This window comes from Weissella soli (assembly GCF_001761545.1).
GTDB lineage: Bacteria > Bacillota > Bacilli > Lactobacillales > Lactobacillaceae > Weissella > Weissella soli.
In genome coordinates, this window is the sequence record NZ_CP017326.1 from 775,712 (window position 1) to 801,895 (window position 26,184).

Here is a 26,184-nt window from a genome sequence, read left to right on the forward strand (position 1 = left end):
GGTTTTTGATTACTTTTACAATTTGGTTTTAGTTCTTGTTACTTGAGAATAAGTTATCGAATGGTGACTCGCCAGTATTGGCCACTTGCGTCAAGAAAATTTTAATTGCAGTCTGAGTTGTCAAACCTTGTGCTTTAAAAATTTCATCAGCTTTATCTTTAACATTGTCCTCGACACGCAATTGGATTAGCTTTTCACTCATGGTATCCACCTCTTCTATGCCATTTTCTATATTATTATTATAACATTGTAATATACCTAATCGCAAAAATAAACAGTCAAAAAAGCATTTTTGTAAAAGATTTATCTGCAGATAGGGGTATTTATGCGAACAATGCGCTTATTTTAGCATATTATTTGTGCCGAAAGGGAGTCACGTGGCCACCATGCTAAAAGAATAGGTTAATTACTCAACGTATTTGATTAGTATCGAACCAAATCGTCACCGGGCCATCATTCACCAGGCTTACTTGCATATCCGCACCAAATTCACCGGTCGCGACGGTCAGACCGGCGGCGCGCAATTGCTCATTGAATTTTTGATACATTTCCTTTGCAAAAGCGGGCTGGCCGGCCGCCGTAAAGCTCGGCCGGTTGCCCTTGCGTGTATCGGCATACAAAGTGAATTGTGATACGGATAAGATACTGCCGGAAACTTCTTGAATGCTTAAATTCATCTTGCCGGCAGCATCTTCAAATACCCTTAAGTTCGTGATCTTACGGACCAAATAAGCCACATCCTTGTCCGTATCAGCATCCTCAATGCCAACCAATAAGACGTAGCCATGGTCGATTTCACCCACCACGGTTTCACCGATCTTGACCTGTGCTTGCCGACTTCTTTGTAATAGTACTCGCATTATTTTCTCACTTTCACTAAAAATGGACTAGAGATACTCCAGTCCATCTTAATCAATTTTTTATTTAAAGGCCCGCTTAACTTCAAAGATATCTTTGATGTTCTTCAGGGTATCCATGATGTGTTCAAGTTGCTCTAAATTACGCACCCCGACTGTCATCGTGATAATGGCGTTATTGTTATTATCAATACGGCCATTAATTGAGTTCAATGACTTCGTCGTGTTGCTGGCAATCCGAATGACATCATTCAACAGCTTACCCCGGTTCATCCCCAAGATAACCAAATCAGCATCGTACTCGCGCTTGGTGTTACCCTCAGGATCTTCCCAAGCAACATCAACCGTCCGTTGACCCACTTCAGTGGCGGCGGCTAAATTAGGGCAGCCGACGCGGTGCACTGAGACACCCCGTCCCTTAGTGATATAACCGACGACCTCATCCCCGGGTACCGGTGTACAACAGTGCCCCAAACGGACCAACATTGAATCAATCCCCTGAATGACAATGCGATCATCGCCCTTTTTGTTATGATGATTTTTCTTAACGTCCACCGTTTGATGTTCTTCAAAGAGGGCTTTTTGCTCGGCCGCTAGCCGTTCTTCTTCTTCACGCGCGCGAATGTCTTCCGTAAAGCGGTTGGCCACGCCCTGAGGTGACAATTCGCCAAAACCAAGTGACGCATACATATCGTCCACGGAATGGTAGTGCAACCGCTCCATCGCACTCAAGGCATTCTCATCTGACATGATCTCGTCAGCATCGTAACCTTCTTCCGTCAAGAAACTGGCCAACATGGTCTTACCAGCGGTGATGTTCTCGTCTCGATCCTGCTTGCGGAAGTATTGCTTGATCTTATTACGTGCCCGCCGGGTCTTGACCAGGTTTAACCAATCACGGTTTGGCTTGGCGTTGGCACTGGTCATGATTTCGACAATATCGCCAGTTTTAATTTCATAATCCAAAGGGACAATTTTGCCATTGACCTTGGCACCCGTGGTGGTCGTACCGACATTGGTGTGAATCGTGAAGGCCATGTCTAGCGGACCAGCACCCTTTGACAGTTCAAAGACATCGCCCTTGGGTGTGAACGCATAGACGCGGTCGGAAAACAAATCACCCTTCACAGACTCCATGAAATCATCAGAATCACTAGATTCTTTTTGCAATTCCAAGATACCTTGAATCACATTCAATTTCTGTTGGTCGGTGTTTTGTACGTCGGCTCCGGCAAAATTACCTTCTTTATAGGCCCAGTGGGCAGCGACCCCGAACTCGGCAATTTCATGCATTTTATGCGTCCGGATTTGTACTTCCAATGGGCGGCCACCGGGACCAATCACGGAAGTATGTAATGACTGATAGCCATTGGCTTTAGGCAAAGCAATGTAATCCTTGAAACGACCAGGCATGGGCGTCCATCGCGCATGAATCGCACCCAACACGGCATACGTATCGGGCACGGAATCAACGAGTACTCGAATCGCTAACAGATCGTAAATTTCATCGAACTGCTTATGCTTGTCTTGCATCTTACGATAAATCGAATAGATGTGCTTGGGCCGACCATAAACTTCCACATTTTTTAATTTAAGTTCATCAATGGAAGTTTGAATGTCTTGCACCGCATGTTCGACAATGTCCAAACGTTCTTGCCGTCGCAATTGCATTGACTGCGCGATAAAATGATAACTTTCATAGTCTAGGTAACGTAGCGCCGTATCTTCCAACTCCCACTTAATCGTCATAATTCCTAAACGATCTGCCAATGGGGCGTAGATCTCTAATGTTTCTGAGGCAATGCGCTTCTGCTTGTCCTCACGCAAAGCCCCTAAGGTACGGATATTGTGTAAACGATCCGCCAACTTTACAAAGATCACCCGAATGTCATGTGACATTGCCAATAACAGCTTCCGGTGATTTTCAGCTAATTGTTCTGAAGCTGATTTATACTCAATCTTTGAAATTTTTGACACGCCATCAACAATGCCCGCAACGTCTTTGCCAAAGGCAGCCTCAACGTCTTCCAACGTGGCATCCGTATCTTCAACGACATCATGCAAGAACCCCGCAATCACTGTGTCGGGGTCCATATGGAGCTCGGCCAAAATACCGGCCACTTGAATTGGATGAATAATGTAAGGTTCACCTGACTTGCGCTTTTGATCCTTATGCAGGTTGGATGCAAACTCAAATGCCTGATCAACTTTGGTAATATGTTCGTCGTTCATATAAGATGCATAAAGGTCATGCACCTCAATCCAAGTTAATACTTTTGCTTCTGCCATAATCTAATCCTTTGTTATCGATACCGGACCGATTGGGATTAGTACCCGCAGTCCAATACCGTATTTTACGCAGTAAACTAAATTGTTTGCTATGTATCTAATCAGCTTGTGAAAGCTTGACTAGGGCTAATCTTTATTGTACTCAAAAAACGGGTAAAACACTAGCATTTTACCCGTTTTGGAAATTTTATTTGCTTGTGCACTTATTCTGAGAAACCACTGGTTGTCCGAATAAATGTTTGGCACTTGTTTTTAGTCCAAGAAATCACGCAATTGCTTTGAACGTGATGGGTGGCGTAGCTTACGCAAGGCCTTAGCTTCGATTTGACGGATACGTTCACGCGTCACCCCAAAGACCTTACCCACTTCTTCCAAAGTCCGCGTCCGACCATCTTCCAAACCAAACCGCAACCGCAACACGTTCTCTTCACGATCAGTCAACGTATCCAAAACAGATTCTAATTGTTCTTTCAACATTTGGTAAGCTGCTGAATCAGCTGGAGACACGGCCTCATGGTCTTCGATGAAGTCACCCAAGTGGGAATCATCCTCTTCACCAATTGGTGTTTCCAATGACACTGGCTCTTGCGCGATCTTCAAGATATCACGGACTTTTTCAGTGGCGATATCCATCTCGGCACCGATTTCGTCAGGCGTTGGTTCACGACCCAAATCTGACAACAAGTTACGTTGGATACGGATCAACTTGTTAATCGTTTCCACCATGTGCACGGGGATACGAATCGTCCGTGCTTGGTCGGCAATGGCACGGGTAATCGCTTGACGAATCCACCAAGTAGCATAAGTTGAGAACTTAAATCCCTTGCGATAATCAAACTTCTCAACGGCCTTCATCAGACCCATGTTTCCTTCTTGAATCAAATCCAAGAATTGCATCCCACGACCAACGTAACGCTTAGCAATTGAGACAACCAGACGGAGGTTGGCTTCAGCCAATTCTTGCTTAGCTGAATCATCACCTTGTTCGATACGCTCAGCCAAGGTAACTTCTTCGGCACCAGTCAACAGTGAAACTCGGCCAATTTCCTTCAGATACATGCGCACAGGGTCGTTGATCTTCATCCCAGTTGGTGCATCAGCAGATTGCTTCAACTCTTTTTCAGTCAAAGTGGTCTTCTTGTTGTTCAAAGCACGTACGGAAGGTTCACCCTTTTCATCAACGATGGCAATCCCGGCTGATTCAATTGTATCGTACAAATCATCGATCTGATCCGCATTCAAACTGAAAGCCTTCACCAAGGTCTCTTGCAAAGAAGATTCCTTGATTTCCTTATCGGCCTTAAATTCTTTGATGACCTTCTTAGTTGCCCGATCAAAAACTGCTTTATCAAATTCAACAGTTGCTACTTTTTTCTTATTTGCCATGTTAAAAGGCTCCTTATCTTCATTTAAGACTTGCGTTGCGGTTGATTTTGCTTCATTAGTTCAACTAACTTGATGGTTAATTGTGCCACTAACGCTTGATTATGCACTTGACTAGCCTCAGAAAGCTCACGGCGAACCTGCTTAATTTGGTCTTCAAGGGGACTTTCCTGCATAATTACCCGGATATAATCATCGATTTGGCTTTGGTAATCGTCAGTGTCAAACAAGCGATCGTCAATGTCATCAAGACTCGCAATGATCCGTGTCAAATCTGGTCGCTGCACATAGTCCATAAACCGGGCGGCATCGACTGGCACATTGCCCCCAAACTCATCTTTATACGCTGACGCTAACAATAATAGGGTTTCATAGTTGGCCTGGTTGAAATGAAAATCCTCACGACTGGTGACATTGAGCCAAACAAGCGGATCACGTAAAATCCACGCGAGCACAATTTGCTCAGCTTGTTCACCACGTGATGACCGTGGCCGCAAAGTGGGCTGGGCAGCCCCCGACCAGGAACGGGTGTCATTTTGCCAAGGCGTCTGTGCCCCAGCATTTTGCTGACGTGACTGAGTCTGGGTCTGCCGGGCACCACCCTGGCCCTGCGCAATCTTTGCCAGTAACAGCGGTTGGATTTGTTGTTGCAACCCTGCCAGCGAAATATGATAGGCATCGGATAATTGTGCCAAATACGTTTCACGAATCAATGGTTCATCCACGCTGGCAATCACCGGCAACACGTCTGCAATATAGGCAAACACTTCCGCCTGATTATTCATATTGCGATCAGTCTGGAGATAGCGAATATTAAAGGCCACCGGGTCTTCCGTATTATGCACAAACACATTTGTGAACGCTGTTGAATCATGACTACGCAAAAATTCATCTGGATCTTGATTGTCCGGGATATGCACAACCTGGGCCTTTAATTGACTGTTCATCGCAATTAAATCTAAGGCGCGCTTGGTGGCTGCTTGACCGGCACTATCGGCATCATAAGTAACCGAGATACTTTCGGCCATCCGGTTCAAAATGTGCACTTGTTCCGGTGTCAAACTGGTGCCCATTGAGGCAACCCCATTGTTGATGCCCGCTTGAAAGGCCGCAATCACATCCATAAACCCTTCAAACAAAATGACCTGCTTCGACTTACGAATAGCATTCTTGGCCATATCTAGATTAAAGAGCTCACGTGACTTCTCAAATAGTGGACTTTCTGGTGAGTTGATATACTTGGGCTCATCATCGCCACTCGTTAACTTACGGCCTGAGTAGGCAATTGGTTGCCCCTTGGCATTACGAATCGTGAACAGTACCCGATCGTTAAAACGATCATGGAGTGTCCCATCCGACCAAGTGACAAATAATTCCGAGGCGCGTAATAATTGATAATCAATCTTTTTTTCTTCAAAATATTTTAGTAAGACATCCCCTGTCGGCGCAAAACCCAGACTATAGGCATCAATCGTGCCATCGTCGAGCCCCCGCTCATGGAGGTAGTCAAGGGCTTGTTCGCCGACGGCTGTGTTCACCAGGAAATGGTGATACAGCTTTGTAGCATCGGCGTACAAGTCAAGTAAGGCCTGGATCTGGGGATCAACTGGCTTAGCAGTTGTTTCCGAAACATCTTCAGCAATTTCGATGCCCGCCATTGGCGCAACTTTGGCCACGGCCTGGGGGAAGCTCAAGTCTTCCAAATCCATCAAAAAGCTGAAAACATTCCCACCGCGGCCACATGAAAAACAATGAAAAATCTGCTTTTCTTCGTTGACCGAAAATGATGGGGTGCGCTCCTCATGAAAAGGACACAATCCAAACAGATTGCGTCCCTGTTTACGGAGTTGTACGTGTTGGCTAATCACGTCAACAATATTAATGCGTTGACGGATTTCTTCCACGACTTCATTAGGAATACGTGTCGCCATGACAACCTCCGTTCTTTACATTGGTTACAACATAATCAGTATGCTTAGATTGCATAAATCAAAGCAAAAAAATAGTATTACAGCTCCTATAATTATACGCACAATAAGTAAAAAAGCAACCCCTTTGTCAAGGGGCTCTTTTGAAGCAGAAGCCCGCTATCATAGGGATTGGAATTTTGTGTAAATATATTATGTAAACTAGAAAAAAAGAAGAGGTTGTCATCAACTATTAAGCTCAATGACTTTGAAAAAAGGACCCCCAGCGCTTTTGAACTCCTGACGCATAAGCGTTGCGACCAAAAAAGAATCCTCATCACTCATAAGGATCCTTTTTGCAGCGGTAATTTAATTTGCTAGTTTCTTTCGTTAATGCACCAGATGACTGGGTACCTAATCGTGGCTAGTACGTAATCTTCAAGTGGTTCACCACTGCTTCAGCTTCATTGAACAAACCTTCAATAATATCCTTTACGGGACGCTGGCTATTAACCATACCTGCAATCTCGCCAGCCATGACGGAACCATTTTCAACATCCCCCTCAAAGACAGCCTTTGACAAAGATCCTAAAGACAACTCTTCCAAGGCATCTCGTGAAGCCCCTGAGTACTCAAGCTCCAGATACTTAGCGATCATCGGATTCTTGATGGAGCGAACTGGCGCTCCTGAGCGACGACCCGTCACCGTCGTTGCTGTGTCATTGGCGTCCAAAACGGCTTGCTTGAAGGCCTCTGGCACGGGGGTTTCATCGGCCGTTAAGAAAATCGTCCCCGCCTGGATACCTTGCGCACCCAAAGCATAAGCAGCCGCTACACCGCGGCCATCACCGATACCACCAGCGGCAATCACGGGGATGTTCACAGCTAACACGACTTGTGGCACGAGTGCCATAGTCGTCGTCTCACCAACGTGGCCGCCGGACTCCATCCCTTCGGCAACTACGGCCACAGCACCCAAATCTTCCATCTTCTTAGCTAATTTAACTGAAGGAATCACGGGAATCACCTTGATCCCGGCTGCGGTCAGGGCGGGCATGTAAACCTTTGGCGTACCAGCACCAGTCATCACAATTGGTACCGCTTCTTCGATGATCACGTCAACCATATCAGGAATGTTTTTCATCATCAACATCAAGTTCACAGCGAAAGGCTTGTCAGTACCAGCCTTCACCTTACGGATTTCCGCGCGTAAGCCTTCCTTATCAAACCCAGCTGACGTCAAAACACCCAGTCCACCAGCGTTTGACACTGCAATGACCAATTCGTGACGTGAGATACGGGCCATTGACCCTTGAATCAAGGGATACTTTGTTCCTAGAATTTCTGCAACAGTTGCCATGATACCTATTCCTCTTTTTTCTTGCGTATTTTTATTGGTTAACTAGGGCTGATAACCCGCCCCATTTTTCGGCGAACAAACCAGCATCCATTTCCTTCAAATGATCACTGATGAGTGGCTTGAAGTCCATGTGTGCCAAAATGTCCTTGTCTAAGTCCATGCCGGGTGCGATTTCCGTCAACATCAACCCACTTGCTGTCAGTTCAAAGACAGCGCGCTCAGTGACATAAACCACTGGTTGCTGGTTAGCGGCAGCGTATTTACCTGAGAAGGTAATTTGCTCAACCTGCGCCACAAACTTAGTAAAACGGCCTTCTTCATCGATGACCAACTTGCCATCGGCGATGTGTTCCTTCAAACCAGCCGCCGTGAACGTACCCGCAAAGACCAGCTTCTTAGCTGTTTGTGAAATGTCGATAAAGCCACCAGCCCCGGCGACACGACCGTTGAACTTGGAAACGTTGACGTTCCCCAGGGCATCGGTTTGTGCCAATCCCAGCACGGATAGATCAATTCCACCACCATCATAGAAGTCAAATTGAGCATCCATATCAACAATGGCTTGTGAGTTATAGGCATGCCCAAAGTCTTTCAGACCAGCTGGCACACCCCCAACGGAACCCGCTTCGGTGGTCAAAACAAAGTCATTGCTGACACCTTCTTCAGCGGTAACCGCTGAGACGTTCACTGGGATACCAACGCCCAAATTCAAGATGGCGCCTGAACGTAATTCCATGGCTGCACGACGGGCGATGACCTTCTTGGCATCCAAAGGCAACACTGTCACTGACTGCAACGGTACCCGGACTTCCCCTGAGAAGGCAGGGTTATACAACGTATTTTCCGTTTGGAATTGGTTCTCAGGCTGGGCAACCACGAGATAATCAACGAGGATACCCGGTACCTTGACCTGCTTAGGATGTAAGGTGTTGTTTTCAGTCACCGTTTCCACTTGGGCAATCACGATGCCCCCTGAATTGTGAGCGGCTTGGGCAATCGCTTGTACTTCCATGTCCAACCCTTCTTTATCAAGGGTCAAGTTACCAGCTTCATCCGCATACGTACCACGAATCAGCGCCACGTTAATTGGAAAGGTCGGATACCGCAGCCATTCATCACCATCCAAAGAAAGCTTGGTCACGATATCTGCAGTCGTCTTGGTGTTCATTTTGGCACCTTCTAATTCTGGGTCAACGAAGGTGCCTAAGCCAATTTTGGTGATCACACCAGGTCCCTTCGTGGCAATGTCATGATACATACGTGTGATGACACCCTGTGGTAGGTTGTATGCCTCTAGCTCATTATTATTGATCGCCTCAGCAATTCGTGGGGATGCCGACGCAATACCACCAATCCAACGCTTCAACAAACCAGGGGCTGCCAAGTGGCTCATCCCTTTTTGATCACGGTTACCAACCGCACTGGAATGCATAGCCGTCAATCCTTGGGGATGGGCTTCAGTTGCATACCGCTCTTCCAAAGCCATTAATAGCTCTTCAGCGACTCCGGCCAGGCCAAACCCACTGACTGCGATTGTGTCATTATCTTTAATCAAGTTTACAGCTTCACTTGCTGAAATAACCTTACTCATGGTTGTTACTTCTTAGTTTTAGGTTCAAAATAATCTAATAAAAATCTTATATTGTTAATAAAATCACTTACTAACAAGGTTTAGTGTAGTATCATTGTGAATGATTGAACACAAACGATAAGTTTGTTACCCCAACCAAAAGTTGATCCAGGAGGGTTTTATGAGTATTGAACGCCTTACCTACTTTCTTGACGCCGTTGACCTAGCTAGTTTCACAGCCGCAGCCCAAAAGAATTTCGTCTCGCAGACGGCCATTAGTAAACAAATGAAAAATCTTGAAGAGGAAATTGGCACGCCCCTGTTTATCCGGCAAAAGAACCGGGTCACCGTGACCGCAGCTGGGCGCCAGTTTTATAATCACGCAAAACAGTTGGTTAACAATTACGAACAAGCCGTTCAACTGGCCTACGCGATTGGCTCAACTGATAAGCAAACCTTATCAATTGGTTTCACGACGTATTACGAGACACAGTTAATGTCCCCCCTGCTGCACGAGTTTATGGCGCAACACCCTGAAATTGACATCACCCTTTTGCAAGATAATTTTCGTGATAATAATCAAGCCCTGCTGTCGCAAACCGTCGATATTTTGTTTTCACGTGATTATGCGCTCAGCGCCATCCGAGATTTTGCCCAAATTGAAACAACCATCCTGGAAGAAGGTCATATGATGATTGCGGTGGCCGAAGATGATGATCTTTGCCAATACGACGTGGTACCCAGCAAGGCCCTCGCTAACCGCGATGTCATTTTCATATCTTCTGATGCCGGTGTCACTGAGCCGCATGGTCTGACTGATAACGCGCACAAAGACGGCTATGCATTTCACAGCATCACCCGTATCCAGAGTCTGGAGTTATTATTTATGCTCATTAGGCTGAAGCGGTTGATCGCCTTTTTCCCGGAAAACTCGCTCTTTAGCACTAATGGGGTCGTTTTCAAAACCCTAGCGAACACCGCCCACTGTTATAAAATCATTTTGGCAACTAACCGCCAAAATCCAAATCCAGCTGTCAAAATGTTGACAAATTTCATTCGTGAAACCCAATAACCCTGGTTTTTAGTCATGCCAAATTATGCGCTAATTAAAAAAATAAGCCAAAGAGAAGCTAACCTCTTTGGCTTTTTAGCGTCATACGCGCTAACGATATTCTTGTCGAACTAATTTAGTAAATTTGCAGGTAATACTTTCCCACCAGCATCTTCAAAAATATGTTCATTGAAATCGATGACCGTGTCATAGCGTTTCAATTCTGCTGGTTCGTAATGGTGGATCACTTCGATAAAAGTAAAATCTGAAGCAAACAAGTAGTCATGAATCACCTGAGACGTTGCTTTATCCAGCGAAGCATTAACCTCGTCTAACAGTAGGATTGGTCGGTCAGCTAAAATCGCTCGTGCCAATTCGATTCGCGATAATTGACCACCAGATAATTGATCAGCATTATCGCCCAAGTGATAATCAAGGCCCTTTTCTTTGACGAGTTTACCTAAGTCTAACCCCTCACACACTTGAAGGACTTTTGTTTGGTCGAGATCTACACCCAAAGTCAAATTAAACCAAAGTGTATCCGCAAAAATCACAGCACTCTGACTCGAGTAAGCGAATAATTTCGTTATGGACCCTTGTTGGATTTCGGTTTGATTGACCAAAAGTCGCTTTGCTTGTCCATAATCCCCATACATCAAAAACTGGAGCAGGGTCGATTTCCCCGAACCAGATGGTCCGATGATTGCAACCTTCTGCCCTTTTTTAAGGGTGAAATCAATGTGATTTGCAAGGCTCTGTTGGTGACGTTTTAACGACAAATCGTCAACTATCAAAGAATCAAACTGTTTGATCTCAATTGCATCCGTGGTTTCCTGATCGGTGCTTGTAATAAATGCCTTGATTTTATCAACGATTCCCTTGGTCGTTGATAAGTTATTCCGTTGATTTAAAATTTGTAAAATTGGATTAGTAAACGAATTAGACAGTTGCGTGATTGCAAAAAGCGCGCCTAACGTCGTCTGTCCTTTGATAACTAAAACAATCCCGACGAAAAATGGTATTAAAAAAGTCCCCCCGATGGCAATGATATTAAGATAGGCATTGGCATTGATGTTAAGTAGGTTCATTTTTGCCAATTTTGCCTCTAAGTGGTTGATCGTCCATCGATTCTGTGCGACGGCGTTATCTTGTTTGCCATACAAGTTGAACGTTGCTGTGCCAGCCAACAAATTTTTAGTTTGGCTGACATACTTATCATTGGCGGCTGTCCACTCATCGGAAGCCGTTTGAATACCCTTTTGGAAAAAATTAGAAGCAATAGTGGGCAAAACGGATCCAATTAAGAAAATCAATGTAATGCGCCAATTTAAATACAATGCGTAACTCAATGCCAGAATAACTGTATAAAAATTGATCAGGATTTCGATCTCAGCCGCATACCGATTCGTTTCCAGTAGTTTGAAATCATTCGTCAAAAAACCTAAATTCGAACTATCTTCCCGCTTATTTCGCAGCATCCCACCCAATACTTTCGCTCTGAGCTTAGAGTTTGTCTGCTTGATTGCGTCGGTCTTAAGATAATTGAAACTCAGATTAGCAACCAAAACGATGATCAAGGCTATCAAGATCTGAATAAAAAAGGTTGATACTTTAGAAAACTGATTACGCGTCGCCATGTTGGTCAAAGTCCCGACAATGTAGGCCATAATAATGTTCTCGGTACTGTAGATCAGGCCAAAAACATTCAGCCAGAAAAATTTATAGTGTGAATAGTTGTGATATATCATGCATCTTCTCCAACGACAGTAATCTTCTTTAGTATTATTAATCCAGATTTAGCCAGCATCCTATTCTCTGTTTTTTTGCTAATCATTTTATTATCGTTTTCTCATTTTAATTGAATATACTGTATCTCTATACAAGTACTATGTCAACCTAAATTTAAGTAAATAGGCTAATTTATTATGGTAATAATGAAGTCAGAGATCACTACAAAAATACCCCTATACTAATTCCACGGACTCAACAAGAAAATCCGTTAATTAGCATAAGGGTATTTTTAAATGCAAGCTATTTCTAATACTTTAAATTTCTAATCCTTCATTACGAGCTTTTTCCTGTTCTTGCTCAAATAGATATTGATCATATTTCTTAGCAAATGGAAAGTAGACCAATGCGGAAATGACCAACGTGATGGCCTGCCAAATTGCCATTTTCCAGCCACCAATCAGGAACCCTGAAATAATCGCAGGCGTTGTCCATGGTGCCGCCACACCGTTTAGCGGTGGCACAATCCCAAAGTAAATCACACTGTAGGTTGAGATGGCAATGATAACTGGCGTTAGGAAGAATGGAATTGCCAAGAATGGATTCAATACCAACGGCAGACCAAATAAAAATGGTTCATTAATATTAAATAGTGCGGGCACGAACTCTATTCTACCAATCGTTTTGAACTGCACAGATTTGGCAGCGACCAATGTGAAGATAACCAGCCCAATGGTAATACCCGAGCCTGTTAAATTAATGAAATTATTGTAGAACTCATTCGTGACGATGTGGGCGCCATTGTTTAATGACAACTTGCCTGCTTGATACAATGCCGCATTGTTAGCAGTATTTGGAATCAAAAATGCACCGGCAATACCACCCATGATTAAGCCACCATGGACTCCGAAGAACCAGAAGAATGATACCAAGAAGGCAATCAAGATCGCGCCGACGAGTGAATCTGACAAGCCTTGCATTGGTGCTGACAATGAATTATAAATCAAGTTCAGCATGTCTGTATTAAGGGTCATCTTGATGACGGCATAAATTAACATGGTAGCAATTAAGATAACACCTGAAGGAATCATCGCTGTAAATTGATTCGCCACATTCGCGGGAACCTGTTCTGGTAGTGTAATTTTCCACCCAGCTTTGATCATTTTTGAGTAGGCCCAACCAACTAGGATTCCGACGATAATGGCGGCGACCATGCCCTGACCACTTAACCAGCTAATGTTAATGACACCTGTCACTGGTGATTGTAAAAATGATTGCAGTGCAGCCGGTAATTTATCGATATGATTTGATACCTCTGCACCTGATAAAACAACTGTTCCGGCACTATTTGTGATACCGGCACCACTTTTGCCCATCACCCCGACCAGAGGCGTGGTCACTTGTAGCATTTGCAACATTAAGAAGGCTGACAAGGAGGTCAAACCAGCAGGAAGCGCTTCGAGGCCTTCATTACGTACGTAAACATAGGCGATACCAACCGCTGCCCAAATCGACAAAATACCAAAAGTCGTCGTATAGGCTTGCGTGAAGAAAGCAGACCAACCTGAATTTTTTAATGCCGTGGCGATGGCTGGGACAGGGACGTTTGACAGAATCAAAAAGATAGATCCGATGATGATAAATGGCAAAGCATAAACCATTCCATCTTGCAAAGCCTTCACGGCCTTTGTATTAACAAACTTCAAAATTGCCGGTAGCAGTTTTTTGGTTATAAATGAGCTCATTTTTCCATTAACTTGATTTTCCATTATAAGGTATCTCCATTCTGACCTAAAATGTTTTGGAACCAGTAAAATGACTTTTTAGGGACGCGCTTTAAGTCCTTAAGATTGTGATTGGTGCGATTAACGTAAACCGCGCCGTACCTTTTTTCAACATCAGCATGCGAACTTGGAATGTCTATCAGCCCCCAGCCTAAGTAACCTAAAACTTTGGCACCATCGATGAACATGGCATCCTTCATCGCTTTAATGTGCTTCTCATGGTATTGAATGCGCAGATCATCTTGAATCTCGTGTTCACCATCCCAAACTTCTTTGATGCCAATACCATTTTCAATTGGAAATACTGGCACGCGATAGCGGTTATAGAGATCCGTAATCACATTTCTAAAGCCTAATGGGTCAATATTCCACCCCCACTCGCTATGCTCTAAAAATTGATTCTCAGCAGTACTATGATTCATGAAGCGATTAGGTACTTCATTGGCAGGTATGCGACGCGCATCTAAAACCATTGTCCGATAATAGCTAAATGATAGGAAATCGGCATAGGTGGCAGCCAAAAGATCTGCGTCTGCTGGTTGCCAATCTAGATCAATGTCATGAGTGTCAATATACTGTGCCACTTCAGGCGAATATGCATTGCCCACGAACAAAGAATTGATATTTTCATAGGTGAACTCGTTTTGCTTACGCACAGCAAATGCGTCTGCGGGACTTTCAGTAGCTGGATAAATCGGTGTATAAGCTAACATGCCACCAATTTTTAGTTCGCTATACGTGTCATGGATGTACTTTGTAATCTGAGCGTGCGCCAACATGGTATGATGAAAAATAGTATACATATGGTCCACTGACTGCTCAGTTTCTGTATAGCCTGAAATATGAAAAACTTCATCGGTAAAATATAAATTATGTTCATTAAATGTGATCCAGTACTTGACCCGATCGGCAAAATGATCAATCACGGCCTTGCCAAACCGAAAGAATGCCGCCACGGTGTCACGTGACAAAAAACCACTTTGCTTCTCGGCTAAGGCTAATGGCATATCAAAATGATACAAACAGATCATCGGTTCAATGCCTCTGGCTAACATCGCATTTACCAAGCGATCATAATAAGCAAACCCCTGTTCGTTAATTGCGCCGTCACCATCTGGCACGATTCTTGACCAAGAAATTTGAATACGATACATGTTCATATGCATGCTCTGCATCAAATCAAGATCTTCCTCGTACCGATTGAATTCATCAATGGCATCATGCCAATCCGTTGTACTCTCTGTTGCTGGACGTACATCATAAACCGATAGTCCCTTATTATCTGCCTGCCATGCCCCTTCAGTTTGCATACTTGATACTGAGTTCCCCCAGTAAAATGTTTTGGGCATCTTTCGATTCGTTGTCATAAAAACCAGTCTCCTTTTGATATGCATCAATGAAAGCGCTTTCTCATGCGATGATTCAATTATATTACCTCGTTTAATCAAAATCAATGTTTTATATTTTAAAGATTATGTTTTTTGTTTTAAATGGACGATTTGTTATAATGATTAATAATGAGCTGATCGTCACGAATGCTGCTTTCTGAAAGTTTAGGCATGATAGAAAATAGCACTAAGACCTGATGTTTTCCGACAATCACGATGTCTCTTAAAACAACACTACTAAAGGAATTTATACATGAAGAAATATGAATTAGTCGCCAACGATATTAAAGCAAAAATTATTTCAGGCTATTACGCCAAAGGCAGTATCCTACCCGATCAAAAAACGCTGGCTGAAGATTTCGCTGTCAGTAAAATCACGATTAAAAACGCCCTCGACAATTTAGCGAATGCGGGCTTCGTTTTAAAAACTTCTGGTTTCGGCACGGTTGTGATCGGACCCTCTACATTAATTACCGACAAAGACGCCCCGGCCAGTAACTTTGAAGGCCTCACAGATCAAGCGGGAGCAGAGCGCGTTGCCAGTAAAGTCATCAAGTTTGATCTGGAGTTTCCAAGTGCAGACGTGAAAACCCATCTCAATATCAACGATGAAGAACCGGTCTACCACATCATTCGGTTACGTCTGCTTGATGGCGATCCTTTCATCATTGAAAATACTTATATGCCGGTAGCCTTGGTACCTGGTTTATCACAATCAGTCTTAGAGTCTTCTATCTATACCTACATTCACGATACGTTGCACCTTAAGTTTGCTGGTATTTCCAGAAATATTCAGGCGCGACAGGCTGATGAGTTAGATATGCGTTATTTGAATGTGTCCAAAAATTCTGCCATTCTCGAAATCGAACAAATCGTTTGGCTGGTGAACGGTAAACCGATTGAATACTCTACGTCTAGAAATGATTCCAACAAAAGGTCTTACTACCTATTTGAAACGATGTAATTTAATAACCACAAAAAAGCAGCTAATCTCAACACCGTGAGATTAGCTGCTTTCTTAATTTTACAATCGTATCTTCAATTGAGCCGTCAGCTCTTCATAGCCCGGCTTGCCTAGCAAACCAAACATGTTGCGCTTGTAGGCCTCAACGCCTGGTTGGTCAAATGGATTGATTCCATTCAAATAACCAGAAATTGCAACAGCCACTTCAAAGAAGTAGATGGCTTGTCCCAATCCAAATTCGTCTTGCTTATTCAGCTCCACGATCATGTTTGGAACACCGCCGTCAACGTGGGCCAACAACGTGCCTTCTGACGCCGTTCGGTTGACATAGCTCATCTTCTCGCCTTGCAAGTAACCCAAACCATCGTCAGCGTCCATTTCTGGAATGACGACATCTGATACTGGCTCAGTGATCCGGAACAATGTCTCAAACATGTTGCGTCGACCATCTTGGATGTATTGACCAAAACTGTGCAAGTCGGTTGAGAAGTTTCCGGTAGCTGGGAAGATGCCCTTGCCATCCTTACCTTCTGACTCACCTTGCAATTGCTTCCACCACTCACCGAATTGGACCAATGTTGGATCGTAGTTGATCAACAGTTCAGTCGTATACCCTTTGCGGTACAAAATGTTACGGTAGGCAGCGTATTGATAGGCTGGATTCTTCGTTAGATCAGCGTCAGCGTAGGCCACCTCACCAGCAGCTGCACCGGCCGTCAATTGTTCGATGTCACCACCAGCAGTTGCGATTGGCAATAGACCCACTGCGGTCAAAACTGAGAAGCGTCCACCGACACCATCAGGTACAACGAACCTTTCGTAGCCCTCTGCATCTGCCAAGGTCTTCAAAGCACCCCGCTTAGCATCGGTTGTGACATAGATGCGATCATGCGCACCGTCAACGCCATACTTGTCTTCCAACATTTGCTTAAATACACGGAAAGCGATGGCTGGTTCAGTCGTTGTACCGGACTTTGAGATGACATTCACTGAAAAGTCACGGTCACCAATCACTTTGATTAAGCTGTTCAAGTATGCTGGTGCAATCGAGTTACCCGCGAATAACACCTGTGGAAAGTCACGTTGCTCGTCTGGCAAGTAATTGTTGAAGTATTCGTTCAAAAAATCAATGGCTGCCCGGGCACCCAAGTATGATCCACCGATACCAATCACAACCAAAACCTTTGAGTTTGCTTGGATTTTCTTGGCTGCCGCCTGAATACGAGCAAATTCATTCTTGTCATATTCTGTAGGTAAATGCAGCCAGTCAGTGTAGGCTGCACCAGCACCAGTCCCTTGGCGTAGCATTGTATCCGCAACGGTCACCATGGGTTGTAGCATTGTTAACTCTATATTTGAAACAAACGGTGCTAGCTGTTGTGTTTCAAACGTTAATGTCGCATTATTCAAGATTAGCATGCCTTTCTTTTAAATTATCTTCGGCGATGTCATATTCATGCATGTAATTTAGCGTAAATAAATCACCGAATAACCAAACGGATTGTTCAAATAAACTGCCCATTGGTTGGATCGTGACGGCTTCTGCACTAGTAAATTTACTTTTACCGGCTAATAAAGTCACGTAATCGGCTTTATTAGCGAGCGGATTAGTATCATTAGTACTCCACAACCAAATTTTTGCACCCGCATCCTTTGCGATGTCAGCATACTTAATCAATTGACTCGTTTCTCCAGATGAAGAGGCGATGATTAATAGATCTGACTCACCGATTGCGGGCGTGGTTGTTTCACCGACGAAGAAAACCACTTTTCCTAATTGCGACAAACGCATCGTAAAGGCCTTTAATGCTAGCCCTGAACGACCGGCGCCAGTTAAGAAGATCCGATCAGTTTGCTTGATTAATGTTAATAATTCGGTAGAAATTTGCGTATCTGTATTTGCATTTAGTTCAGATAAGATAATTTCCCAATTCATACATGCCTCCTATTAAACTAGGAGTTATCCTAGAATTTGCTTGAATGCTGCGGCAGCCGCTGCTGGATCATCAACAGTACTGATGGCACCACCAATGATCAACAAGTCTGGGTTAGCTTGCTTGATCTCGTCTGCTGCCTCTAACTTAATTCCACCAGCGATGGCAGTCTTGGTCTTTGAGACATTTTCCTTAATGATACTGAAGGTCGCAAATGGATCTTGACCGAGGGCTTGCAAATCGTAACCAGTGTGCGTACCAATATAGTCAGCACCGAAAGCATCGATCTCACGCGCACGCTTGGCCACATCTTGCACACCAATCATGTCGACTAGGAGCTCTTTACCAGCTTCATGAGCGGCCTTAACAGCATCCTTAATTGATTGATCCTCAGCAACACCTAGAATTGTCGTAATATCTGCACCATACTTGAAAGCTTGATTGACTTCATATGACGCAACGTCCATAATCTTTAAATCAGCCAACAAGGTAATGTCAGGGAATTCCGTACGAATCTTTTGTAACCCTTCCAGACCAAAATTAATCACTAATGGTGTACCATATTCAAAGATGTCAATGCTATCCTTAGTCTTGTTAATCAGGTCGATGGCTCCCTGCACGTCCTCTAAATCAATTGCTAATTGTAGTTTCATAATAAATTACTACCGTCCTTCTCTAGTTGATATAATCATTATAGGATGTTCGTCAAGATGCCAACAGAGGGCACTTTTAGGTAACCTCTACAATGGCTGAAGTTAGGAGAAATAAATCATATCATGACAGATAGTTTTAGAAATAACGTCATCAATAAGTTGCAAAATGGTGATTTTGATTGCACCAAGGAATTCACGGTCTCAATGTTCAGTGGGAAACACAAACTCATGATCCTGTGGATTTTAATCCAGGAAGGTCCACAAAGCTTTTCCTACTTTATGAATAATCTCAAGGGCATCAGCAAAAAAGTCCTGTCTAACCAACTCAATGAACTCATGGACGATCATCTGATCGATAAGAGCGAATATATGGTTGGGCGTGTCAAACATACGCAATACAGTATGAGTGAAATTGGCAATACCCTAGTGCCAATCATCAATAGTCTCAATGCCTGGGGTGAAATGCGTCTAAACAGCGTGGATATCGAAAAGAAGTTCAATCGATAAGATAGTCCTTGAGTAAGGATTTATCAATATTGATAGTTTAATCAAAAGAAGCCTGCCTACTTTATAAGTGGGCAGGCTTATTTAGCACTATGAAAATTATAATACCGTGAATTACGTCTCATCCCCATCACTACTGTCACTGCCATCACCATCCCAATCATTATCATCTCGGTCATGGTTGATCAGATAGTCCGCAGCGACATAGGTAATTATGTCGGCAGTATCATCATCTATTAGTGTCCGGTCGTCAGAAACGTCTGGCCCAATACTTTTAGCATTTCTTTTAGCTACAGTTGTGGGAGAGGTTTTAGTTGCCGTCGCAGGAACCGTTTTAGGTGGCTCAGATGACGCTAGTAACTCATTTTTCTTAGTAATTTCCCTTGAAAATTGTATCAGACCTCCCCCCATGATTAACGCAAACCAGGTAGGTGCAGCTTCAAATATGGCCCAATTCCAATCCTGAGTGTGTGAGAACAAACTCACCGACACAAATATGAAACATAAAAAGCCAAGCGACCAAAATATGTCCGCTTTATCAGATATAGAACGCCAAAAATTTTCCATAATTTGCTCCCAAATGCGGCCTTTTAACGGTTTCTTATGGGACTAATTATAGCACTACGTTTGACAGGACTATTATAAGTGAATCACGGGTATCAAAAAATTCATTCTAATCCGTTAATAAATTGAAAAATCAACTTAGCGACGCTCTTTTAATCTTAAAATGGTTGCTGTCATAGTTTACAAAATAACAATGAAACATCTCGTAATTCATTAATCCCTTTAATTCTTCCTACCAAAATTTAATGTAAAATACTGTTAGACAAACATTCTTTGCAGGAAGCCCTTTTTCTGTTCTTTAAGTAAATCTAATTTACGCTCTTGAAAAGTAATAACGTCATCTAACTTTTTGAAGAATGCACCTATTTTTTGTTGTTCAATACTAGTTGGGACAATTACTTGTACCTGATTAATGGTTTTTTTTGAAAGACTAGGCACTCCTGTACTCTCATCGTATTGTTTCCAATTAATCTGTTGAAAAATACTATTGATAAAATTTAAATCGTTACCATTCTCAGGGATTGCAAAAAACAATGTGTCAACGGTCCAAAAAGGTGCTCTTAGAATATAAGGCTTATCAATGGTCCCTTTTCGTCCGATTCCTATGGCGTCTACCTCTTGTGATAAAGCCTCATCAACACTGGTCATATAACCACCGGTTCCGTACACAGGTACGTTTCCTTTATTCAAATGTTTATAGTCACGACCGGAGTGCACATTGATCAGGTTACCTAACTTGTGCATCGCCCAATCACCACTAAACCCTGCAAACCGAACTTCAAGAACCATGGCACCGTCTTGAGGAAACATTTTTTGCAGGAAGCCTTTTTTCTGTTCCTTGAGCAGGGCCAACTTACGCTGATGAAGGTCGATGAGGTTATCAAGTTGTTTGAAGAATGAACCTATTTTTTGTTGTTCTTGTATATTAGGAATGGTAATTTTAAACACTTCCAAGAAATCTTTTTGAACATGGGGAATATTTGGAGTTCGATAATTATTATAAATGTACTCTTGATTTTTTTTCAATAACTGATAGACAAATTGTGCATATGATTTCGTTCTAAATCCCTTTAAGGTAGAACCTAATGCACCTTCGTATCCAATATATACAGTGCCTGCTTTTGAGCCATCCCAGAGGATTATGATATCATCTCTAGTTACATCCTTCACTCCATCAGTAAAGACTGGTTGCGCACCATTTAATCGTGAAGTATCCAAATATTCAACATCACCACTGTGTAGTTTCTCAAATTGTGCTTTACCTTTTATTTGATTAGTTACTACGTCTTTCAGAGCATACATTTCCCAATCATTACTAAACCCTACAAAACGAATTTCTGGCACCCTCTTATTCATGATGACCACCTACCAATAAACGCTTTGTAGCTTCAATAATGGCTTCACTATCTTCCGTTACTGCCAATTCATCAATCATACTTAACAGCTCTGCTTGGGTGGTTTCTATATCGGCTTCCACTTTGGCTAGATCGTCACTGACTTGCACCAAATCAATGGGATCTTCCTCCTCAAATGTATCCACGTAACGCGGAATATTTAAGTTGAAATCATTTTCTTTGATTTCTTCAAAACTAGCGACGTGGGCATACTTATCGATATCAACACGACTCTTATAAGCGCTCACGATCTTTTCGATGTGTTCGGGCAACAAAATGTTTTGATTTTTTTGTTTTTCAAAGTCATTTGAAGCATCAATAAACAACACGTCACGTGTATCACGCTGTTTCTTTAGAATAATCACTATGGTTGGGATACTTGTTCCATAGAAGATATTAGCTGGTAACGCAATCACAGCATCAATCGCGCCCATCTCAAGTAAGGCCTGGCGAATAGTACCTTCAGCTGCCCCGCGGAACAAGACCCCGTGTGGTAGAACAATGCCCATTGTTCCTGTATCTTTTAAGTGATAAAAACTGTGCAATAAGAAAGCAAAGTCGGCTTTTGATTTAGGCGCTAACTTACCAAAACGTTCAAACCGTTGATCTGATAAAAACTTGTCTGCCGCTGACCACTTTGCTGAGTAAGGAGGATTCATCACCACGGCATCAAATTGGTGTGGCTCTTCAGTAGGCCAATCAGCGTCCAGGGTATCCCCATTGTTTAGGTTCATACGATCCTGATCAACACCATGCAAAATAAGATTCATACGCGCAAGGTTATACGTAGTCGTATTTAATTCTTGTCCATGATAATGAACTTGCTGTGGATGCAATAAATAACGTCGGATATTTAACATCAATGAACCTGATCCCATTGTGGGATCATAAATATGAAAGGGGGCACGATCTTCTTGACCAATAGCCGTAATTTCAGAGATAATGCGTGACACAGCTTGTGGAGTGTAGAACTCTCCTGCTTTTTTACCAGCACCAGCCGCAAATTGTCCGATTAGGTATTCATAGGCATCCCCAATCACATCTCCATCGTGTGCAAATAGGTCAATTTCATCTAAAGCCCGGAGGACTTCAGTAATCGTAACATTCCGTTGTTGCGCATTGGATCCCAACTTAGTTGAGTTCAGATCAATATCTGCAAATAACCCTTGAAATTGGTTACCCTGTCGTTCAAGCTCATTAAACCCAGCTTGTAAATCAGTCAAATTAAATTCATATCGATCGGCTTGCTGACGATATGTATAAAACAAGTGAACCGGTGGGATAAAATAACCCTTTTGTAATTGAATAATTTCTGCTAATTCAGTTGCATCTTCTGCATACCAGTCCATTAATGTTTTATATTGAACATCACGAGCTGGGAAAACAGTTATTTTACCATTTTCTTGTTCATACGCTTCACGGAGTTCGGCATCTGACAGGTACTTGTAAAAGACTAACCCCAAAAGATAATTTTTATATTCACTTGCATCCATTTTGCCGCGTAAGATATCAGCGGCTGCCCATAGTTGTTGTTCTAAACCTGCTGCCATTATAGTTCTTCTTTCCACTTTTGAATAACATCAAAACGTTCTCGTAAACGTTGTTCAATAATTTTAGTGCGCCTACGGTATTTTTCACCGGTTTGTGATTCAAAATCAGCCTTTGACAGCGTCATTGTATCTAGTAGATCGGATAGATACGGAATCACTTGTTTATCCGCCTGGTATTCATTTGCTGCTAACTTCAGAAAATCCAAAGACAGCCCAAACTCAGCCGCCTGCTCTTCGGTCAAGGCTGCAATTCTGGCTTGGATAGCTTCCTCTTTCAGTGCGACCACATCCACTTGCTCATCTGATTGTAGTAGGTGCTCCTTCAAATCACGATACATCGGTTGTACCAAGGGATCTTTCCCCTGCACTTCTTTATCAAATTCCTCAATTGCACCGACTTTGTTATCTTGAATTGCTTTTAGCAATTGGTTGATATAGAAGCTATCCACATTTTCTTTATGTGTTGCATTTTGAGTTGATGAGAACACAATATCAGCTAATAATTCATCAACATCGATTTGATCGTCGCCATCTCCAGCGGCAACTTCAGCTTTGATCTTTGCCTTGAGATTTTCCACTTTACCTTGGAAAGTTGGCAATTGCTCGACAATGGGGGCCAATGTATCCGCTTCTTCTTCATAATCGTCGTAACTTTTTAAGGCTTTGAAACTATTTTCCAACTTTTGATATGCCCTAACCTGTTCAATCATGGTAGGTAAATGCCCTGGATTATCGGTTAAAGCCTCTTCCGCTGCGTAGTAAGCATTAACCAGACTATCAAATTCAGCCCGCACTGCTGTATACTCTCGTGGTACCAGTGCTTCAAAGTTTTGATTTTCATTTGAGAACAACCGAAAAGTAGCCTTCACATTTTCTTTCATCGTTTCTGGCTTACGGAAAGTGACAATCTTACCTGCGTCCTTACCCAAGTAAATTCGATTCGTTCGTGAGAAAGCCTGTAATAACTTCTGGTATTTCATCTCACGATCAACATATAATGTTTGAATTGTTGGAGAATCAAACCCGGTCAATAAACGATCAACAACAATGACTAAATCAAGCCACTGACCATCAGACTGATATTGTTTTTCTTTCCGAGCCAATCGATTATTGATGTTTTGATTATATAACTTTTCGTCAGTATACGGTGTACTATTGAATTGCTTAGCATAGTCGGCCATAATTTTTAACAATTCATCATCAGTCTGATTTTGATCCTGTTGCTCAGGATTCGTCGAGAACGTAATCGCAACTCTTGGAAAATCAGGATCAACTAATTTATGCCGTTCATCGAACTGGCGACCAGTTAGCAACGTACCAGCTGCTTTCAATTCTTGCAAGGTATTGTAGATTCTTTTAGCCTGTGCAATGGAACTGGTTGTCAAAATCCCAGCCATGGTCGGAAACCCATTTTTAACTTTAAACTTCTTCACCACACTGCGACGGTCAAAAATTTTGTGTAACATCGCTTCGATATGTTGCGGTGTTTCGTAAATCTCATTTGGCAATAACTTTTCTTGCTCAATCACCTCTTCAGGGACGTGGCCGTGATTAACCCGGGCCACAATAGCCTCTTGATCACCTTCTGGTAATAGTGAATGGTACTCGACTTGAAAGCCTAGGACAGCCTCATCATCCATGGCATTTTTAGTGGTATAAGCATGCAACAGTGGACCATACTGTTGTTCAGTCGTTCGCGCATACGTCCCATTTTCTTGCTTTTGATTCTCTTCAAAGATTGGTGTACCCGTTAAACCAAACCAAGTTGAATTAGGTAAAAACCTTTTTATTTTGCGCATTTCCTCATCACTGACCGCACGATGGGCTTCATCAACAATAAATACAATGTGTTCTTTACGTAATTGATCAAACTTATTATGCCCATCTTTATCACTTTCTGCTTGTGCCGAACGCATTGCAGCGGAAAGTTTTTGAATGGTCGTAATTATGATCGTATTATTATTCTTTTTCGATAATAAACCTTGTGCTAATTGATGTTGATTTTCAATACCAACAATGAGCGTATTATTGATGCTATCGCCGGATGTTTGCCCAGTTTGATACTCAGAAGCAAATTTAGTGAATTCATTTTTGGTTTGGGAATCTAAATCAGTTCGGTCAACAACCATAATCGTACGATCAACGCCAACTGAATTTTGTGCCAGTAATTTGGTGGCGACAAAACTAGTAATAGTTTTACCAGAGCCCGTGGCATGCCAAATAAACCCGCCTTCATGTAGAGCAGCTTGTTGTCTGATTCTACGAATAGCATGAATTTGATAAGGCCGTAACACCATTAAGAACTTTTGACTTTTTTGATCATCTACCAAAATTGTAAACTGGCTAATTAATTCATGGGCATCGGGGATCCGCAATACCGTTCGCGCAAAATCGAACAAATCCGGAACAGGGACATTGTCTATTGTTCGCCAATTGAACAAAAATTTAGTCATTTGTTGATAAGCTGCATCAGTGTCCTCGCTAGGACGAGCAAAATAACGGGTGTCGACTTTGTTAGAGACCACAAATAATTGCGTGGTCGCATAAATTCCATTGAGAAAACCATCTTGGGCGTAGCGTTGGATCTGGTGATAAGCTTGCATGTAGCCATCTTTAGCTGATTCTTTTTTTAGTTCAATATGAATAATAGGAAGACCGTTAATGAGCAGGGTCACATCACCTCTCGTACTTCGTTCCGTATCAGGAACAATTTGATGAACCACTTCATATGCTGAGGTACCACCCGCGATATCTTTATTACGAAAAGCCTCTAAACTGATTTTGTCACCGGACTCACGTTCCAAGAGAATTTGGGCAACACCATTTTCACCACGTAACCATTGTGAGGCTAAAAATGGGGAACTGGTCAAACGCAAAAACTCAACCCGAACACGTTCAAATTCCAGATCAGTTAACATGAGACCTTCTAAGACAGCGGTATTTAACCGATTGAGATGCATTCTAAAATTAATCCACAGATCAGCCTCAGTCTTCAAATCTGGACGAAAACGCCATTGGTTTTCCTGTTCACTTAAAATATGAATAAATTGACTTTCAATCGATAACTCTGATGTCATAGTTCAATGATCCTTAACTGTAATTAATCAATAATCAGCCATAGAATCAGTTCATCCAATACGCATTGCTAATTATTGTTTGCTTATTCTATTATGACATGAAATAGATGAAAAAAAGCATCTTTTAGACTGAAAAAACTTCAACCATCTCAACAATATCACTAGTCATTGCTGATTCAGAATTTTTTTGTTTTCAAATCATCAGATTTAGAATATTAAACCTACCA

20 protein-coding genes are annotated in these 26,184 nt (G+C 42.6%); 3 read left to right on the forward strand and 17 right to left on the reverse strand.

Going from position 1 to position 26,184, the window contains the following annotated elements; genetic code table 11:
- Positions 1-28 precede the first annotated feature (28 nt).
- The 7 genes from WSWS_RS03695 to WSWS_RS03725 all read right to left on the reverse strand — a co-directional run bounded on the left by WSWS_RS03695 (position 29) and on the right by WSWS_RS03725 (position 9,387).
- Positions 29-202 (reverse strand): type II toxin-antitoxin system RelB/DinJ family antitoxin, encoded by a 174-nt coding sequence (locus WSWS_RS03695; protein WP_070230013.1) that lies wholly within the window; start codon positions 200-202, stop codon positions 29-31.
- 208 nt (positions 203-410) lie between these two features.
- Complete coding sequence (gene dtd / locus WSWS_RS03700; RefSeq protein WP_070230014.1) at positions 411-860, reverse strand: D-aminoacyl-tRNA deacylase; 450 nt, start codon at positions 858-860, stop codon at positions 411-413.
- Positions 861-920: 60 nt separating this feature from the next.
- The gene (locus WSWS_RS03705; RefSeq protein WP_070230015.1) at positions 921-3,146 is read right to left on the reverse strand and encodes a RelA/SpoT family protein; all 2,226 of its coding nucleotides are present in this window, start codon (positions 3,144-3,146) and stop codon (positions 921-923) included.
- Positions 3,147-3,398: 252 nt separating this feature from the next.
- Entirely contained in the window at positions 3,399-4,532 is a 1,134-nt protein-coding gene (gene rpoD / locus WSWS_RS03710) for an RNA polymerase sigma factor RpoD (RefSeq protein WP_070230016.1), read from the reverse strand.
- Positions 4,533-4,555: 23 nt separating this feature from the next.
- Entirely contained in the window at positions 4,556-6,460 is a 1,905-nt protein-coding gene (gene dnaG, locus WSWS_RS03715) for a DNA primase (protein WP_070230017.1), read from the reverse strand.
- Between the two features lie 400 nt (positions 6,461-6,860).
- Entirely contained in the window at positions 6,861-7,796 is a 936-nt protein-coding gene (locus WSWS_RS03720) for a nitronate monooxygenase (RefSeq protein WP_070230018.1), read from the reverse strand.
- A 31-nt stretch (positions 7,797-7,827) separates the two neighbouring features.
- Positions 7,828-9,387 carry an acyl CoA:acetate/3-ketoacid CoA transferase gene (locus WSWS_RS03725; RefSeq protein ID WP_070230019.1) on the reverse strand — a complete coding sequence of 520 codons (1,560 nt, stop codon included), beginning with the start codon at positions 9,385-9,387 and terminating at the stop codon, positions 7,828-7,830.
- Between the two features lie 160 nt (positions 9,388-9,547).
- Here WSWS_RS03725 and WSWS_RS03730 point away from each other — a divergent pair, with 160 nt between their 5' ends.
- The gene (locus tag WSWS_RS03730; RefSeq protein WP_070230020.1) at positions 9,548-10,438 is read left to right on the forward strand and encodes a LysR family transcriptional regulator; all 891 of its coding nucleotides are present in this window, start codon (positions 9,548-9,550) and stop codon (positions 10,436-10,438) included.
- Positions 10,439-10,548: 110 nt separating this feature from the next.
- Here the strand turns inward: WSWS_RS03730 and WSWS_RS03735 are convergent, their stop codons facing one another.
- From WSWS_RS03735 to WSWS_RS03745, 3 genes are all read right to left on the reverse strand, one after another.
- Positions 10,549-12,165 carry an ATP-binding cassette domain-containing protein gene (locus WSWS_RS03735; RefSeq protein WP_070230021.1) on the reverse strand — a complete coding sequence of 539 codons (1,617 nt, stop codon included), beginning with the start codon at positions 12,163-12,165 and terminating at the stop codon, positions 10,549-10,551.
- 297 nt (positions 12,166-12,462) lie between these two features.
- On the reverse strand, positions 12,463-13,914 hold the full coding sequence (locus WSWS_RS03740) for a PTS sugar transporter subunit IIC (RefSeq protein ID WP_070230022.1): 1,452 nt from the start codon (positions 13,912-13,914) through the stop codon (positions 12,463-12,465).
- Complete coding sequence (locus tag WSWS_RS03745) at positions 13,914-15,296, reverse strand: glycoside hydrolase family 1 protein (RefSeq protein ID WP_070230023.1); 1,383 nt, start codon at positions 15,294-15,296, stop codon at positions 13,914-13,916. The genes WSWS_RS03740 and WSWS_RS03745 overlap by 1 nt, the downstream gene beginning before the upstream one ends.
- Before the next feature lie 274 nt (positions 15,297-15,570).
- Here WSWS_RS03745 and WSWS_RS03750 point away from each other — a divergent pair, with 274 nt between their 5' ends.
- Positions 15,571-16,281, forward strand: coding sequence for a GntR family transcriptional regulator (locus WSWS_RS03750; RefSeq protein WP_070230024.1), 711 nt, complete (start codon positions 15,571-15,573; stop codon positions 16,279-16,281).
- Between the two features lie 60 nt (positions 16,282-16,341).
- Here the strand turns inward: WSWS_RS03750 and WSWS_RS03755 are convergent, their stop codons facing one another.
- Genes WSWS_RS03755 through hxlA form a run of 3 tightly spaced genes read right to left on the reverse strand, consistent with a single transcriptional unit; the run spans position 16,342 to position 18,868 of the window.
- Complete coding sequence (locus tag WSWS_RS03755; protein ID WP_070230025.1) at positions 16,342-17,700, reverse strand: glucose-6-phosphate isomerase; 1,359 nt, start codon at positions 17,698-17,700, stop codon at positions 16,342-16,344.
- The gene (gene hxlB, locus WSWS_RS03760; RefSeq protein WP_070230026.1) at positions 17,684-18,217 is read right to left on the reverse strand and encodes a 6-phospho-3-hexuloisomerase; all 534 of its coding nucleotides are present in this window, start codon (positions 18,215-18,217) and stop codon (positions 17,684-17,686) included. Before hxlB ends, WSWS_RS03755 begins: the two co-directional genes overlap by 17 nt.
- 24 nt (positions 18,218-18,241) lie before the next feature.
- Positions 18,242-18,868 carry a 3-hexulose-6-phosphate synthase gene (gene hxlA / locus WSWS_RS03765; RefSeq protein WP_070230027.1) on the reverse strand — a complete coding sequence of 209 codons (627 nt, stop codon included), beginning with the start codon at positions 18,866-18,868 and terminating at the stop codon, positions 18,242-18,244.
- A gap of 123 nt (positions 18,869-18,991) precedes the next feature.
- Here hxlA and WSWS_RS03770 point away from each other — a divergent pair, with 123 nt between their 5' ends.
- Positions 18,992-19,375: a winged helix-turn-helix transcriptional regulator gene (locus WSWS_RS03770; protein ID WP_070230028.1), complete on the forward strand. Its 384-nt coding sequence runs from the start codon at positions 18,992-18,994 to the stop codon at positions 19,373-19,375.
- A 111-nt stretch (positions 19,376-19,486) separates the two neighbouring features.
- Here WSWS_RS03770 and WSWS_RS03775 read toward each other — a convergent pair whose 3' ends face one another.
- The 4 genes from WSWS_RS03775 to WSWS_RS03790 all read right to left on the reverse strand — a co-directional run bounded on the left by WSWS_RS03775 (position 19,487) and on the right by WSWS_RS03790 (position 25,957).
- Entirely contained in the window at positions 19,487-19,939 is a 453-nt protein-coding gene (locus tag WSWS_RS03775; protein WP_070230029.1) for a hypothetical protein, read from the reverse strand.
- Between the two features lie 255 nt (positions 19,940-20,194).
- Complete coding sequence (locus tag WSWS_RS08270; RefSeq protein ID WP_070230030.1) at positions 20,195-21,292, reverse strand: restriction endonuclease subunit S; 1,098 nt, start codon at positions 21,290-21,292, stop codon at positions 20,195-20,197.
- On the reverse strand, positions 21,285-22,880 hold the full coding sequence (locus WSWS_RS03785) for a type I restriction-modification system subunit M (protein WP_070230031.1): 1,596 nt from the start codon (positions 22,878-22,880) through the stop codon (positions 21,285-21,287). The genes WSWS_RS08270 and WSWS_RS03785 overlap by 8 nt, the downstream gene beginning before the upstream one ends.
- Positions 22,880-25,957: a type I restriction endonuclease subunit R gene (locus WSWS_RS03790; protein ID WP_070230032.1), complete on the reverse strand. Its 3,078-nt coding sequence runs from the start codon at positions 25,955-25,957 to the stop codon at positions 22,880-22,882. The genes WSWS_RS03785 and WSWS_RS03790 overlap by 1 nt, the downstream gene beginning before the upstream one ends.
- Positions 25,958-26,184: the final 227 nt, after the last annotated feature.

Bases quoted from the DNA above. Each gene is read 5' to 3' on its own strand.
- WSWS_RS03695 (WP_070230013.1), bottom strand. From the start codon at position 202: ATGAGTGAAAAGCTAATCCAATTGCGTGTCGAGGACAATGTTAAAGAT.
- dtd (WP_070230014.1), bottom strand. From the start codon at position 860: ATGCGAGTACTATTACAAAGAAGTCGGCAAGCACAGGTCAAGATCGGT.
- WSWS_RS03705 (WP_070230015.1), bottom strand. From the start codon at position 3,146: ATGGCAGAAGCAAAAGTATTAACTTGGATTGAGGTGCATGACCTTTAT.
- rpoD (WP_070230016.1), bottom strand. From the start codon at position 4,532: ATGGCAAATAAGAAAAAAGTAGCAACTGTTGAATTTGATAAAGCAGTT.
- dnaG (WP_070230017.1), bottom strand. From the start codon at position 6,460: ATGGCGACACGTATTCCTAATGAAGTCGTGGAAGAAATCCGTCAACGC.
- WSWS_RS03720 (WP_070230018.1), bottom strand. From the start codon at position 7,796: ATGGCAACTGTTGCAGAAATTCTAGGAACAAAGTATCCCTTGATTCAA.
- WSWS_RS03725 (WP_070230019.1), bottom strand. From the start codon at position 9,387: ATGAGTAAGGTTATTTCAGCAAGTGAAGCTGTAAACTTGATTAAAGAT.
- WSWS_RS03730 (WP_070230020.1), top strand. From the start codon at position 9,548: ATGAGTATTGAACGCCTTACCTACTTTCTTGACGCCGTTGACCTAGCT.
- WSWS_RS03735 (WP_070230021.1), bottom strand. From the start codon at position 12,165: ATGATATATCACAACTATTCACACTATAAATTTTTCTGGCTGAATGTT.
- WSWS_RS03740 (WP_070230022.1), bottom strand. From the start codon at position 13,914: ATGGAAAATCAAGTTAATGGAAAAATGAGCTCATTTATAACCAAAAAA.
- WSWS_RS03745 (WP_070230023.1), bottom strand. From the start codon at position 15,296: ATGACAACGAATCGAAAGATGCCCAAAACATTTTACTGGGGGAACTCA.
- WSWS_RS03750 (WP_070230024.1), top strand. From the start codon at position 15,571: ATGAAGAAATATGAATTAGTCGCCAACGATATTAAAGCAAAAATTATT.
- WSWS_RS03755 (WP_070230025.1), bottom strand. From the start codon at position 17,700: ATGCTAATCTTGAATAATGCGACATTAACGTTTGAAACACAACAGCTA.
- hxlB (WP_070230026.1), bottom strand. From the start codon at position 18,217: ATGAATTGGGAAATTATCTTATCTGAACTAAATGCAAATACAGATACG.
- hxlA (WP_070230027.1), bottom strand. From the start codon at position 18,868: ATGAAACTACAATTAGCAATTGATTTAGAGGACGTGCAGGGAGCCATC.
- WSWS_RS03770 (WP_070230028.1), top strand. From the start codon at position 18,992: ATGACAGATAGTTTTAGAAATAACGTCATCAATAAGTTGCAAAATGGT.
- WSWS_RS03775 (WP_070230029.1), bottom strand. From the start codon at position 19,939: ATGGAAAATTTTTGGCGTTCTATATCTGATAAAGCGGACATATTTTGG.
- WSWS_RS08270 (WP_070230030.1), bottom strand. From the start codon at position 21,292: ATGAATAAGAGGGTGCCAGAAATTCGTTTTGTAGGGTTTAGTAATGAT.
- WSWS_RS03785 (WP_070230031.1), bottom strand. From the start codon at position 22,880: ATGGCAGCAGGTTTAGAACAACAACTATGGGCAGCCGCTGATATCTTA.
- WSWS_RS03790 (WP_070230032.1), bottom strand. From the start codon at position 25,957: ATGACATCAGAGTTATCGATTGAAAGTCAATTTATTCATATTTTAAGT.